The organism is Thioclava sp. F34-6, from assembly GCF_002213235.1.
Classification (GTDB): Bacteria; Pseudomonadota; Alphaproteobacteria; order Rhodobacterales; family Rhodobacteraceae; genus Thioclava; species Thioclava nitratireducens.
Genome location: NZ_NBOA01000001.1, coordinates 141,966 through 155,537, shown reverse-complemented (window position 1 = coordinate 155,537; position 13,572 = coordinate 141,966). Strand labels below are relative to the sequence as shown.

The 13,572-nt window shown below is 65.2% G+C and carries 14 protein-coding genes and 1 riboswitch; of the genes, 3 read left to right on the top strand and 11 right to left on the bottom strand.

Annotation, left to right across the window (positions count from 1 at the left end):
- Positions 1 to 60: 60 nt before the first annotated feature.
- The gene (locus B6V72_RS00710) at positions 61 to 267 is read right to left on the bottom strand and encodes a cold-shock protein (RefSeq protein WP_075775053.1); all 207 of its coding nucleotides are present in this window, start codon (positions 265 to 267) and stop codon (positions 61 to 63) included.
- 327 nt (positions 268 to 594) lie between these two features.
- Here B6V72_RS00710 and B6V72_RS00705 point away from each other — a divergent pair, with 327 nt between their 5' ends.
- Entirely contained in the window at positions 595 to 1,413 is an 819-nt protein-coding gene (locus B6V72_RS00705) for an alpha/beta hydrolase (protein ID WP_088718452.1), read from the top strand.
- 117 nt (positions 1,414 to 1,530) lie between these two features.
- A complete protein-coding gene (locus B6V72_RS00700) occupies positions 1,531 to 2,115 on the top strand; it encodes a hypothetical protein (RefSeq protein ID WP_088718451.1) in 585 nt (194 codons plus the stop codon).
- A 9-nt stretch (positions 2,116 to 2,124) separates the two neighbouring features.
- Here the strand turns inward: B6V72_RS00700 and B6V72_RS00695 are convergent, their stop codons facing one another.
- The 4 genes from B6V72_RS00695 to B6V72_RS00675 all read right to left on the bottom strand — a co-directional run bounded on the left by B6V72_RS00695 (position 2,125) and on the right by B6V72_RS00675 (position 4,936).
- Complete coding sequence (locus B6V72_RS00695) at positions 2,125 to 2,916, bottom strand: hypothetical protein (protein ID WP_141104860.1); 792 nt, start codon at positions 2,914 to 2,916, stop codon at positions 2,125 to 2,127.
- Positions 2,917 to 2,985: 69 nt separating this feature from the next.
- Positions 2,986 to 3,738 carry a protein tyrosine phosphatase family protein gene (locus tag B6V72_RS18900; protein ID WP_077701248.1) on the bottom strand — a complete coding sequence of 251 codons (753 nt, stop codon included), beginning with the start codon at positions 3,736 to 3,738 and terminating at the stop codon, positions 2,986 to 2,988.
- Positions 3,739 to 3,779: 41 nt separating this feature from the next.
- Positions 3,780 to 4,424 carry a DUF6691 family protein gene (locus tag B6V72_RS00680; protein ID WP_088718449.1) on the bottom strand — a complete coding sequence of 215 codons (645 nt, stop codon included), beginning with the start codon at positions 4,422 to 4,424 and terminating at the stop codon, positions 3,780 to 3,782.
- Positions 4,421 to 4,936, bottom strand: a complete 516-nt coding sequence (locus B6V72_RS00675) for a YeeE/YedE thiosulfate transporter family protein (RefSeq protein WP_088718448.1) — start codon at positions 4,934 to 4,936, stop codon at positions 4,421 to 4,423. The genes B6V72_RS00680 and B6V72_RS00675 overlap by 4 nt, the downstream gene beginning before the upstream one ends.
- Positions 4,937 to 5,090: 154 nt before the next feature.
- Between B6V72_RS00675 and B6V72_RS00670 the strand changes: the two genes are divergently transcribed.
- Positions 5,091 to 5,969, top strand: a complete 879-nt coding sequence (locus tag B6V72_RS00670; RefSeq protein WP_240497663.1) for a serine hydrolase domain-containing protein — start codon at positions 5,091 to 5,093, stop codon at positions 5,967 to 5,969.
- Positions 5,970 to 6,217: 248 nt separating this feature from the next.
- Here B6V72_RS00670 and B6V72_RS00665 read toward each other — a convergent pair whose 3' ends face one another.
- The 6 genes from B6V72_RS00665 to B6V72_RS00640 form a co-directional block, all read right to left on the bottom strand.
- Positions 6,218 to 7,828 carry an FMN-binding glutamate synthase family protein gene (locus B6V72_RS00665; RefSeq protein WP_088718446.1) on the bottom strand — a complete coding sequence of 537 codons (1,611 nt, stop codon included), beginning with the start codon at positions 7,826 to 7,828 and terminating at the stop codon, positions 6,218 to 6,220.
- An 81-nt stretch (positions 7,829 to 7,909) separates the two neighbouring features.
- A complete protein-coding gene (locus B6V72_RS00660) occupies positions 7,910 to 8,701 on the bottom strand; it encodes a cobalamin-binding protein (RefSeq protein WP_206185762.1) in 792 nt (263 codons plus the stop codon).
- On the bottom strand, positions 8,701 to 9,447 hold the full coding sequence (locus B6V72_RS00655) for an ABC transporter ATP-binding protein (RefSeq protein WP_088734186.1): 747 nt from the start codon (positions 9,445 to 9,447) through the stop codon (positions 8,701 to 8,703). Before B6V72_RS00655 ends, B6V72_RS00660 begins: the two co-directional genes overlap by 1 nt.
- Positions 9,447 to 10,430, bottom strand: coding sequence for an iron ABC transporter permease (locus tag B6V72_RS00650; protein WP_088734184.1), 984 nt, complete (start codon positions 10,428 to 10,430; stop codon positions 9,447 to 9,449). Before B6V72_RS00650 ends, B6V72_RS00655 begins: the two co-directional genes overlap by 1 nt.
- The gene (locus tag B6V72_RS00645) at positions 10,427 to 11,176 is read right to left on the bottom strand and encodes an ABC transporter substrate-binding protein (RefSeq protein WP_168172987.1); all 750 of its coding nucleotides are present in this window, start codon (positions 11,174 to 11,176) and stop codon (positions 10,427 to 10,429) included. The genes B6V72_RS00650 and B6V72_RS00645 overlap by 4 nt, the downstream gene beginning before the upstream one ends.
- Positions 11,177 to 11,279: 103 nt before the next feature.
- Complete coding sequence (locus B6V72_RS00640) at positions 11,280 to 13,223, bottom strand: TonB-dependent receptor (RefSeq protein WP_088734180.1); 1,944 nt, start codon at positions 13,221 to 13,223, stop codon at positions 11,280 to 11,282.
- A gap of 137 nt (positions 13,224 to 13,360) precedes the next feature.
- Positions 13,361 to 13,555, bottom strand: a riboswitch (cobalamin riboswitch).
- Positions 13,556 to 13,572 lie beyond the last annotated feature (17 nt).

Here is a 13,572-nt window from a genome sequence, read left to right as displayed (position 1 = left end):
CCAAATGAAAACGGCCCGCGCGATTGCACGGGCCGTCTCAAACCGTCACACGGGCTCAGCTTACGCGAGCGCGAGGTTACCTGCCGACTGGCGGCCGTCACGGCCGGTTTCCAGATCGTAGGTCACTTTCTGACCGTCATCGAGACGCTGGATGCCAGCGCGCTCAACGGCGGAGATGTGAAGGAAGATGTCCTTGCCGCCATCGTTCGGTGCGATGAAGCCATAACCCTTGGTGCTATTGAACCATTTCACGGTGCCTTCGGCCATCGTGAGTCTCCTATTAAATTATGCTGCCTGCGAAATGCGTCAGCTCGGCGTAGTCAGTTCTTGAAAGCAAACTGAAGCCGTAAGGAGACAGTGCATCTGGGAATCAAACGTAGCGAGAGAAGACATAAGGCGAACGGGCGAAAATTGCAATCGTCAAAGCGGGCGCGCCTCCTTGCGCACCCAATATCTTCGACGGCGACGCGCGGCTTCCCGCCGACGCCGGTCCGGGCGAGAAATCGAAGAGATTTTGGACCTTTGCCAAGGCGCCCGCGTTACTCCCTAGCGAACACAGAGATCTTCAGCCGATGAAGACCCAGGAGGACCCCCATGACAGCAGCTCCGCTTGGCCCCGGCCAACTCAACGCAATCGACCATGGCGGCTCGGGTCGGCCCGTGGTCCTGATCCACGGCTGGCCGCTCTCGGGCAAGGCGTGGGAGCGGCAGGTCCCGGCCCTGCTCGACGCCGGCCACCGCGTCATCACCTATGACCGCCGAGGCTTCGGTCTGGCGGAAAAACCCACTGAGGGCTTCGATTACGACACGCTCGCCGCAGATCTCGATGCCCTCATCACGGCGATGGATCTGCATGACGTGACACTGGTGGGCTTCTCGATGGGCGGCGGCGAAGTCGCGCGCTACATCCGCAATCACGGCGAAGGCAGGCTGCGCGCCGCTGTGTTCGCCTCCGCCGTGACCCCCTATCTGATGCAGAGTGACGACAACCCCGACGGCCCGCTGACCAAGGAGGCCGCCGAGGAGATGGAGCAGGGCCTGCGTGATGGGCGCGAGAGCTTCTTCCCGCAATTCGTCGAGACTTTCTACAGCGCCGGCGGAGAGCTCAAGGCCTCGGACGAGGATTGCGAAAAGGCGGTAACGCTGTGCAACCAGTCCGACCAGAGCGCGGCGCTCGGCTGCATGGAAGCGTTCGGCACGACCGATTTCCGCGCCGACCTGGAGGCCGTGCGGGTGCCGGTTCTGGTGATTCACGGCGACAGCGACGAAATCGTTCCGCTCGAAGGCTCGGCCGCGCGGACCTACAAGGCGATCCCCGACAGCCAGTTCTTCACGATCAAGGGCGCGCCGCATGGCTGCAACGTCACCCATTCGGAAGAGTTCAACATCGCGCTGATGGAGTTCCTGAAGTAACGCCCCCCGGGCTTCGGCCTTCTATCAGTCCGGCCCGCGATCCCTTGCGGGCCGGGTTTCTATTGTCTAAAATGTTCATGTTTTGTTTTCACCACCCCTCTCTGTCGCTGCGACCCGATGACCACGCCCCACCCTTTCCCCCTGCGCGAAGGCCGCACCCATGAGGTCTGCGGCATGGGCACCACGAGCTTCGCCTGCGCGGTCTGCGCCAGCACCACGGGGCCGATCCTCTGGGTGAACGAACGCCATCGCCGCGAAGGGCTCAATCCGCGCGGTCTGGTGAGCTTCTTCGACCCGGCGCGGCTTCTGCTGGCGCGCGGCAAGGACCAGACCGACACGCTCGCGGTGATGGAAGAGGCGCTGCGCGACGGCTCGGTGCCGCTTGTGATCGGGGAATTGCCGCGCGAGATCGGGCTGACGGCGGGGCGGCGGCTGCAACTGGCCGCCAAGGAGGGCCGCGCGACGGGGCTGTGCCTGATCCTGCCCGATGGCGGCTCGAACGCGGCGGAGACGCGCTGGCACGCGATGCCGATTTACGACAAGCTGCTGCGCGAGGGCGTGGACTCGCCCCGGCTACGCTGGCGGCAGCTGAAGAACAAATCCGGCCCCTGCCGCGCCTGGGAGGTGGAGTGGAACGCGAAGACCCGCACGCCCGAGATCCTGTCGGTCAATGACTGCGCACCGTCGAGCGTACCGGTGTAGCGCTGCGCTTCAGAGGTCGAGCTTGTCCTCGATCGCGCCGATCTGGGCGACCGGATCGACGGGCCATTGGCTGATATTCTGCAAGCCGCGATCTTCCAGCACCGCGCTTCCCGGATGATCTGCCAGCCACGCCTCGATCTGTGCATCGCGGGCGCGCAGAAGAGCTGCGAATTGCGGACGATAGAGCGTGACCATCGCGCTCAGCCAAAGGTTCACCGCCCAGTTCGGATGCGCCAGTTCGATCGCGAAATGATCGAGCAGCCGGATCATGTCCTCGGCGCGGTAGAGGCATTCATCCGTGACCCAGCGATTGGTGGTGAAAATGCGGATCGCCCGGCCCTTCGCATCCACGCTGATCGCGCCGATATGGACGAAGCGCGCGGACCTGTCCTCGGGGATTTTCGCACCGGGCAGATCCCACGGCTCCAACCCCGGAATGATCCCTTCGGGGCGCATGAACAGGTGGAAATGCCCGTTCTCTCCCTCGGCCATCTCGCGCGCGTCATGGGCATGGTAGAAATAGTGGCAATGCGTCTCGGTATCGAAGACATCGCCCTGCGGGTAGCGCGACCAGACAAGGAAATCCCCCTGCCCGCGCAGCACTTCCGAGACGACGCTCATTCCCGATTTCGCCAGAACCGTCTCGCATTCGAGCACGGTCTCGGCCGCGTCATGCATCTCTTCCAGTCGGGCACGAGGCAGCCCCTCGATCCCCGGATCGGCGATGCGCAGCGTGGGCGCTGGCGTCGCCGGGTTGGCACTGTCGGGTGACATCTCGGAGGATGTTTCGGGTCGAGTCATCGGTCTCTCCTCATGCGAACGGGGCCAGCCTAGGCGCTGACCCCGTCCTTGTCATCGCGGCATCTGCGCTCAGAGCGGCTCCATGCCGAGCATCTCACGCACAGCCGGTTCACGCGAGGTCTTGAGACCAATCTGGCGGCCTTCCTGCACGGCGATCTCGTTCGGAACGCCTTTCGAGGCACGGTAGAGCGCCCACATCGCGCCCACGCGGTTCGCGCTCTCGCAATGCAGCAGGATCGGGTAGTTCGCCGGGTCTTCGACGATCTTCGCGAATTCGGCGACCTGTTCCTCGGTCGGCGCTTTGGTCGGCACGGAGATCTGGATATAGTTCATCCCGGCCTTCTGCACGAGATCGCCCTCGTTCGGCGCGCCCTCGTCAGGCTTGAGCAGACTCACGACGGTCTTGAAGCCGAGCATCTTAAGCATCGGGATGCCCGTCGGGTCGATGAAGCCACCGGTGCCGACATAGGGCGTCGCGCGCAGGTAGTTGTCGACGATCGGGGGCATCTTGTCGCCATAGGGCGCCTGCGTGGCCTTGACGGTAGTGTCATAGGGCCCGCTGGCCATCGGTGCCGCGTCGTTGCCCGCATCCGCAGCCTTTGCCGCCGAGGGGGCGCAGGGGTTCGCCGCGGCGGGCGCGCAGGGGTTGGCCGCCGCCGGAGCGCAAGGGTTGGCCGGAGCGCAGGGGTTCGCGACCGCCGGCGCACAGGGGTTGGTCGCCTGCGCGCTGGAGGTGGCGGGAACCGCGGCGCTCATCGCGACCGCCGTCACCGGCACCATCGCGGCGCGCAACAGGCTCTTGCGTTTCTTGTGCAGTTTCATGGACTTTGTCCTCCCTAGGCTATCGTCCGTGTTAATACTGGTTACCCACGCGCGTTTGCTGATGTCAGGGCGAACTCGTCGGCCTCGTCATCCGGGGCGCAGACCTCTTCGGCGGTGAACGGACCGCCACGCGACCGCTCGAGGATCGTGCCGAGGCGGAAGCCCACAGCGGCGATGATGATCAGCGCCAGCAGGATCACCCATTCCGGCAGCCCGAAGAGCTGCGGCAGGGTCTGCGCCGTCGGCCCCTGACCTGCGAGATAGAAATCCTTGATCGGGTCGAACACCCAGGCGAAGACCGAGGTGCCGAGCACCATGCCGATCGCGAAGACCACCGCATCGATCCGGCCCGAGGCCACACCGACCACGGAGGTGCCCGGGCAGTAGCCGCCCACAGCAAATCCCGCGCCGATGAAGACACCGCCCAGCAGGATCGCCCAGAAGAAGAGCGTCGGGATGAAGACCGCGGCCGGGCCCATCCAGCCCATCGTCCGCAGCACGTAGAGCCCCACGGCGCAGACGATCACCGCGGTGAACATCACCTTGAAGACCGAGAAGTCGCGCAGCGTGAACTGCCCCGTCAGCTTGCGCGGAGAGCCGAAGCCCGCCGCTTCCAGCGCATAGCCGAACAGGATGCCCGACAGGAGCCCCGAGGCTATGCCGCTATCGTAAAGAGGGATACTCATTGCCAGATCCTCCGCATCATCATCGAGACGGCGAAGCCCGCCGCGAAGAAGCCGATCAGGAAGACGAAGCCCGCCACGGCGAGCGTCGCGCTGCCCGACAGACCCAGACCCGAGGTGCAGCCGCGCGCCAGACGCGCGCCGAAGCCCACCAGCGCGCCGCCCAGCAGCGCATAGACGAGGCGATTGCCGGAACTGGTGCGCGGCCCGCGCTCGACCTTGACCGAGATCCGGCCCGCGCCTTTCGCGCCGAGCCACGCCCCGATCAGGACGCCCACCACTTCCCAGGTGATCCAGCTCAGAAGCGGGCTGCCTGCCGCCATGAAAGGACCGAAATAGGAATTGCTGGCGGTCGCCTGCGGGGCGATCCAGTCATTGGCCTGCGCCGCGAAGCGGGTCACGAAGCCGGATGCGCCGAGCCCGTGCCCGGTCACGATGAAGGTCAACAGCAACGCGAGGCCGAGCGCAGTGCCGGCGGCGAGCGGTGACCAGAATGGTTTTGGAGCGTCTCTCATGAAAACCTCCGATCCTCCCATAATCATATTCAAAGATGATGATACAACACACCCGAACCGTTTCAACATTTTTAACCGCTGCAATGCGGCAAATGACATATTGTCGGAAGGCACCCTACCCGCCCGCCAGAGAAAACCACCGAAAGCGAAAGCCTTGCCCCAATCCCCCGCCTCCTTCACCGCGACGATTGATCGCGACGGTCGCTGCGAATTGGCGCGGTCGGGGGGGCGGCTTTTTCCCTATTGGAGCTTCACCAAACCGGTGATTGCGGCTCTGGCGCTGACGCTCGAGGCCGAGGGGTGGCTCGACCTGCGCGCGCCGCTCGACCTGCCGGAGCTGCCCGGTCGCATCACCCTCGCCCGTCTGCTCGACCACAGCGCGGGCCTGCCCGATTACGGCACCCTGCCCGACTATCACGCCGATGTCGCCGCCGGACGCGCACCGTGGCCGCGCGATCTGCTGGTGGCACGGGTTTTGGCGCAGCACTCGCGCGACGAGTGGCGCTATTCCAACCTCGGTTACATGCTCGCCCGCGAGGCGATCGAACGGGCAGCGTGCCGGGGCCTCGCGGAGCTGGTACGAGACCGGATCGCTGGACCGTTGGGGCTTGAAAGCGTGCGGCTCGCGGAGGCGCCTGCCGATTTCGCAGAACTTCACTGGCCCGAGGCGCGCGACTACCATCCCGGCTGGGTCTATCACCGCACGCTGATCGGCACGGCGGGCGATGCGGCGCGGCTGTTGCGCGGGCTGAGCGATCTGCTCTCGCAAGACGCATTCGCCCGCATGACCGCCTGTCGCGAGCTGGGCGGCGCGCTGCCGGAGCGACCTTGGACGCGGCATGGCTACGGGCTGGGGCTGATGTGCGGCGACTGGGGCGAGACGCGCGTTTTCGGCCATTCCGGCGCGGGGCCGTTCAGCGCCAACGCCGTCTATCACTGCCCCGAGACAGGCCGCACCGTCGCCGCCTTCACGCATGGCCCCTTCGAAGGGCCGGCGGAACAAGCCGTGGCCAAACTCGTGGCTGGGCGGTGAGGGCTGCGCCCGACGCTGGGGGGGCGCATGCGCTCCCTAGCTGGATTTCCGTTTATCGCTCCACCTCTCCCAACCTGCGTTCGCGCGGCTCCGGTGCAGATGCGCCCTCCCGGAGGGAGGGTTGGGCGTGGCCCGGGCGAAGGCACGGTTTCAGACGCGTTCCGAAGCCTCCGGCGCATACCTCGTCGCCAAAAAGAAAGGCGGCAACCTCCGTCGCCGCCTCTCCCAAGATACCGGGAAATCCGATCTCACACGCCGCTGTCGAAGGGCTCGAACGCCTCGGCGCGGGCGCGTTTCCAGCGCTTGAGATAGCCGAAGCGGTCGTCATCCTCGCGCAGAAGGAACCCTTCGGGCATGTAGTGATAGATCTCGTCGCCCACTTTGAAATCCCGCTCGCGGTCGCGCACCAGCAGGTGATGCGGCAGGAACTGGCCCGGATGGGTGAGGCCGGCAGCCCCCGTCATTTCGGCCAGCGCCTTCATCGTGTTGCGGTGGAAATTGGCCACGCGGGTCGCCTTGTCCGGCACCACCAGCGCGCGCTGACGGATCGGATCCTGCGTGGTGACGCCGGTCGGGCAGCGGTTGGTGTGGCACGACTGCGCCTGAATGCAGCCGATCGAGAACATGAAACCGCGCGCCGAATTCGCCCAATCCGCGCCAATCGCGAGAACCTTGGCGATGTGGAACGCGGTGACGACCTTGCCCGAGGCGCCGATCTTCACCTGATCGCGCAGCCCCGCACCGCGCAGCGTGTTGTGCACGAAGCTGAGCCCTTCCACGAGCGGGAAGCCCATGTGGTTCGCGAATTCCAGGGGCGCGGCACCGGTGCCGCCTTCCTTGCCGTCGACGACGATGAAATCGGGCGTGATACCGGTCTCGAGCATCGCCTTGACGATGCACATGAACTCGCGGCGATGCCCGACGCAGAGCTTGAAACCCACTGGCTTGCCGCCCGACAGTTCGCGCAGTTCGCCAATGAATTCCATCATCTCGATCGGCGTCGAGAAGGCCGAATGCGAGGCGGGCGAGATGCAGTCGCGATCCATCGGGATGTCGCGTGCCTCGGCGATCTCGGGGGTGATCTTTGCGGCCGGGAGCATGCCGCCGTGGCCCGGCTTCGCACCCTGGCTCAGCTTCAGCTCGATCATCTTGACCTGCGGGTCCTGCGCGCGCTTGGCGAATTTCTCGGGGTTGAAGCTGCCATCGTGATTGCGGCAGCCGAAATAGCCCGAGCCCACCTCGAAGATCAGATCGCCGCCCTCGCGGTGATAGCGCGAGATACCGCCCTCACCGGTGTCATGCGCGAAGCCGCCCATCTTCGCGCCTCTGTTGAGCGCCATGATCGCGTTCGCCGAGAGCGCTCCGAAGGACATCGCCGAAATATTGTAGATCGACGCCTTGTAGGGCTGCTTGCAGGTCTCGCCGCCGATCTCGACGCGGAAATCGCTATCCTCGATGTGGCGCGGCTTCACCGAATGGGTGATCCACTGATAGCCCGATTCCGAGACACGCATCCGCGTACCGAAGGGCTTGGCGTCCTCGATATCCTTGGCCCGCTGGTAGACGATCGTGCGGGTGGCACGCGAGAACGGCACCTCCTCGTCGTCGCCTTCGATCAGGTATTGCCGGATCTCGGGGCGGATCTCCTCGAAGAAGAAGCGCAGATGGCCGAGGATCGGATAGTTCCGGGTGATGGCGTGGCGGCCCTGGATCAGGTCGTAGATGCCGACCAGCGTCAGGAAACCGAAAAGGATCGCGGCGACCAGGAACCAATCTGTCAGGATCAAGCCGGAAAGCGCGAAGAGCGTCAGCAGGGCTGACAGGACGAGCGGAGAAAACCGTATGAAACGCGTGAACATGCCCCCTCCCGCGGGGTTTTTTGTCTTGTGTTCGCTTTGCCCGCCCACTCTAGCGTGCGCGGGTTCTATGTCGAAGAACAATTACGCCCGCAACCCCGGATCGGACCAGATAGCCGCCTCGAGCGCATCGAGCCCGTCGGTCAGCGCGGCGGGGCCCGGTTGCAGAATGAGGGTCGATTTGACCTCGTGCAGCCGGTTTCGCGCAACAGCCGGAACGTCCTGCCAGCCTGGCCTTGCGGAAACTTTCTCGGGGCGGAATTTCTTGCCGCACCAGGAGCCCACGATGACCTCGGGCGCGGCTGCGATCACTTGTTCGGGAGCGACGATGCGATCCTTGGCTTTGCCCTCTTTCGCCAGCTCGGCGAAGACATCGCGCCCACCCGCGATCTCGATCAGCTCCGACACCCAGCCGACGGCGGAGATCAGCGGCTCGTTCCATTCCTCGAACCAGACGCGCGGACGGCTCGGGCGCGGCTTCGCGGCGATCTCCGCCAGACGCGTCTCGTAGCCTGCGGCCAACAGTTCCGCCCGCTCGGTGCAGCCCACCAGCGCGCCCAACGTGCAGATCATGTCGAGGATGCCGGCGACCGAGCGCTGGTTGAACGCGTGCACGGCGACGCCCTCGCGCACCAGCCCCGCGACGATGTCGGCCTGAAGGTCCGAGAACGTCAGGACGAGGTCCGGCTCCAGCGCAAGGATCTTCGGTAAATCGGCGGAGATGAAAGCGGAGACGCGCGGTTTTTCCTGCCGTACCCGTTTGGGCCGCACCGCGTAGCCCGAGACGCCGACGATGCGCGCGTCCTCGCCCAGAAGGTAGAGCGTCTCGACCGTTTCCTCGGTCAGACAGACGATGCGTTCAGGAGGAAATGCCATCAGATCCCCAATGTGGAAAGTGGTTGAAAAACAGGGCCTTCCGACGTGATTTTAAAGTGCGCGCGGATGTGGAAGACCTGCGCCAGAAGCGTCTCGGTGAGGACCTCGCCGGGCGGTCCATCCGCCACAAGCCGCCCGCGATCCATCACCCAAAGCCGGGTGCAATGGCGCGCGGCCAACCCCAGATCATGCAGTGAGGTGACGACCGCGCCGCCCGCCTGCGCGTGGGCGGTGAAGACCTGCATCGTCGCGATCTGCGCCGCCGGATCGAGCCCGGCGATGGGTTCGTCTGCGAGGATCAGCGGGCTTTCCTGCGCGAGCGCCCGGGCGATCAGCACCCGCGCCTGCTCGCCGCCCGAGAGCTGCGTGGCGGCGCGGTCTCGGTAAGTGTCGAGCCCCATCCGGCGCAGCGCTTCTTCCACCGCCGCCGCCCCGCGCGTCGCGTGATCGCGGCCATGCGGCAACCGCCCCAGCGCGACCAGATCGGCGACCGACAGCCCCCAGGCGATTTCGCGCGCCTGCGGAAGCCACGCCGCCGCCCGCGCCCGCGCCATCGGATCGAGCGCCGACAGCGAGCTGTCCCCGCGATGCGACAAGAGCCCCATCGCACCGCGCAGCAGCGAGGTCTTGCCCGCGCCGTTGGGCCCGATCAGCCCGATCAGCTCGCCCGGCGCGACCTGCGCCGAGACGTGATCGACGACCGGGCATTCGCCCCGCAGAACGGTCAGGTTTTCCAGTTCCAGCATCAGCCCTCGCGCCCCATCTTGCGGATCATCGACAGGAAGAACGGCGCGCCGACCAGCGCGGTCAGCACCCCCAGTTTCAGGTCGCGCTCGGGCGCTATCACCCGCGTCGCGATATCGGCCAGCGTCAGCATCGCCGCCCCGCCAAGCGCCGAAGCCGGAAGCAGCCGTGAGGGCCGCGCGCCCACAGATTTGCGCAGCAGATGCGGCACGACGAGGCCGACGAAGCCGATCGCACCTGCGACCGCCGTGGCCGCACCGACCATGAGCGCGGTCCCGAAGACGACCTGAAGCCTCAGTTTTTTCAAAGAGATACCAAGCGAAGCTGCAGCATCCTCCCCAAGGCTCAGCGCATCCAGCCCGGGCCCTGCGCGCAGCAGGATCAAAGCGCCCACGATCAGGAACGGCAGTGCCAGGGCGACATGGGTCATCGACCGATCGGCAAGCGAGCCCATCATCCAGAACACGATCTCGGCCGCGGCATAGGGCGACGGAGCTAGGTTCAGCACCAGCGCGGTCGCCGCCGCCGCCAGCGCGGAGACGGCGATGCCTGCAAGGATCAGCACCAGCGCCCGGCCCTCGCGCCCGGCAAGGACCAAGATCAGCGCGACGGCCACGCCCGCGCCCGCCAGCGCGGCGAGCGGCAGGGCCAGGGCGAAGAGCGCGTAGAGCCCGGTCTGGATCGCGATGACCGCACCAAGCGCCGCCCCTGCAGAGGTGCCGATCAGCCCAGGCTCGGCAAGCGGGTTGCGCAGGAAGCCCTGCATCGCGGCGCCCGACAGCCCCAGCGCGGCGCCAACGCCGATACCGAGGATCGCGCGCGGCAGGCGCAGCTCGCGCATCACCAAGCCCGCCGCGCCATCGCCGGAAATGAGCGCGGATATCCCGTCGAGCGGCGAAATCCCCGACGGTCCGATCAGCAGCGACGCTGCGAAAAGCACCGCGCAGAAGGCTGAGAGGAGAATGAGGATCGCGCGATAACTCATTGCGTTAACTTCTCTTTCTCGATCTTGCGCCCAAGCGTCGCCAGTTGCCCTACCGCATTCAGCATCGCCGGTGCGCCGCAGGTCCAGCTCGCATCGCGCAGGCCCCGCACGACCGGAAGATCGCGCAGCACCGGGTGCGCCAGCACCTCCTGCGCGCGGCTCGTGCCGGTGCCGCCTTGCGAGCCCCCCACGACCACCAGATCGGGGCGATCCATCACCAGATCCTCCAGAGGCAACCGCCCGCCCCAGTCGAGCCCCGGCCCGCTGACGACGTTCTGAAATCCTGCCATTTCAAGGATTTGCCCTTCAAGGGTCCGCGGCCCGTAGCCATAGCCCGAGGGCCCGATGATCGCAGCTTTCAGCCCCGGCGCGGGTGTCTGGATCGCCGCCAGCCGCGCATCGAAATCCGCGAGCATCTTCGCCGCGCGACCGGGATGGCCAAGAAGCTTGCCCATCGTCTCGATCCGGCCGCGGATCTCGGGCAGCGAGGTGCCGGGCGGCAGTTGCTCGACCCGGATTCCGAGCGTGCGCAACATGCGGATCGTGTCGGGGTTCGACCACGTATCGGCCAGCACGAGATCGGGATGGAGAATAGAGATTTCCTCGGCGCGCCCGAAGTTTACGGACAGGTCTTCAGCCTGTTTCCAGCGCACCGACATCGACGGGTCGGTCGCGAAATGGCTGACCGAGACGATCTGCGACGGATCGGCCAGCGCCAGCGCCAGCTGATCGGTGCAGAGGTTCATGGAGACGACCCGCCGCGGCACATCTCCCGCAGGCTCTTCCGCCCATGCGGATGAGGTCGCCGCCAAGGCGGCGAAAAGGGCGGCGCAAACCGCCCCTTTCAGATCAGAACCGCGCACGCAGCCCCACATAGGCGGCGCGACCCGAGGTGCCGTAGCCGGGGAATTGCTGGTATTGCTCGTCGAAGAGGTTGTCCACGCGGAGATAGACCTCCTTGCCCGCGCCGAGGTCGTAGCTCAACTTGGCATTGGCGAGAGTATAATCCCCCATCGGAGTGCCATTGATCGGCGCGCGGTCGGCCACGAGCTTCGCCCCGAAGCTGCCGCTGAGCCGATCGGTCAGCTTCGCATCGAGCGACGCGGACAGGTTGTGGCGACCGTAGGTCTGGCTCCAGCTTGACCCATAGCCGAGGTTGTTCGGGTTTTGCGTATCAATATAAGTGTAGGAGAGCGTGTAATCGAGCCGCGACGAGAGCGCGCCCTTAGCCTCCAGCTCGAGCCCTTGACGTACGGTCTTGCCTGAAGTCTGCACGTAGTTCGAACCATTGTAGATAATTAGGTCGCGTGTTTCGACGCGGAAAAGGGTAGCGCGCAGGGAGGTGTCGTCCCAGTCCTTCTGCAGCCCCAGATCGTAGCTGATCGATTTCTCCGGATGGAGCGTTGACGTCCCGAAGGGCCCGTAGAGCTCGTAACCCGAGGGAGCACGATAGCCGGTGCCCACCGAGCTGCGCAGCAAGAGGTCGTTCGCAAGTTTCCAGGTCAGTCCGAGCCGTCCCGTGGTGAAGCCACCAAAGGCTGAATTGTCGTCATGGCGCAAAGAGGCAACGAGATCGGCACCGGGCGCGAGCGTCACGTCATATTCTCCGAAAATCCCCGTGGTCTTACGGGACGCACCTGCACTGACGGGGCCGTAAGAGCTGTAGCCCCCCTGCCGGAAGCTCTCATACCGGTAATCCAGACCTAGGCTGAGGTGCCCGATCTCGAGGTCTCGCGCCGCCGTCCAAGATGCGGTTCGGCGGGAGCCCGAATAAGTGTAGTCAGAATATTTATCACTGCTTCCACTCACGCCATAGGTGACCGGGTCATAATCGGCTCCGATCCAGTGGCTGTAGCTCCGCCGGTCTATCTCGAAATAGCTCGCATCGAGTTCGTGGCTCCAGCCGGCAGCGTCGAATTGCGCAAACAGTCGCAAGGCGCGTTGCTTCGAATCGCCAAAATCGTCGGGACTGACACCGTCGGCAAGTGGAACTGAGGGTTGCGCCGGGCTCTCATAAACATATTGCGGGTCAAGCTCGCCGTAGGAATTCTGCGCGAACCCCGCGAAACCGATCAATACGCCGTTCTCGAGCCTAGTCTGACCGCGCGCCGAAAGACGCTCCGCATGGTAGCCATCCGCCTCGCTGTTCCCATCGGCTTTGTCGGCCACCGAGTAACCACTGGTGCGAATCTTCGAGAGCTGCATCGACAACTCGTCCTCGCCTTGCTTCCACCCGAGATTGTATGCGGCGTTCACAGTGGCGCGCGATCCTACCTCAAGCGTGTAGCCTTGGCTGAAACCTTCCCGCGTCGGCCGCGGGGTATCGAGGTTGATGACGCCCCCGACAGCCTGCCCACCGTAGACCGCCGATTGCGAGCCTCGCATGATCTCGACCCGATCGTAATTCACCGCATTGAGCCGGCCGAAGTCGAAGGCGGTCTGCGGTCCCGACGGGTCCGAGACATCAATGCCGTCCACCTGTACCTTGACGTAGTTCTGCGACACGCCTCGGATCGAGAGACCGGTCTGGGCCCCGATCGGACCGCGCGAGAGTATGCTGACACCTGGCGTCATCGCGAAGATGTTCGCAAGCCGGGTCTCGCCGGAGCGCTCTAAATCTCGACGGGACAGCACGGTGACCGCCTGTGCGGTCTTATCAGCCGCGCGTGGCTCGAGCGCGCCGTGATAGATCACGATCTCATCGAGTTGGTAAGGTTGCGCATCTTGCGCGAGCGCGGGGCCTGCCAGCGCTGTGGTGAGCATCAGGCCCACGGTCAAACGGGTGCGGATCATATCCAATTCCCTCGTGCCGCGACTCTGCGGTCGCGTGAACTTCGTATTGCAAGTCTTTGGAAATTTGGAATTTCCGCCGACGGTGAAAAATGTCACCACTGACGGAAGACCGCCTCCGCTGCGCGCCCCGCACAGGCAGAAAGGATGAGCGCCTCGGCAGGTCTCCTGGCTCGCGGGTCCTGGTTCCGGCTGGCCTTCCCGGGTCTCCCCAGTGGCTCAGTCAGCCGTCACTCGCCGCTCACAGTTGCGGGGGCAGCCCCGGAATGAATGCACGCATCGCACCGGGTTCCCTTTTCATCCGCTTTCGCGGAACCGAAGTGCCCCTGCTGTGCCGCGCGCGCCGCACTGA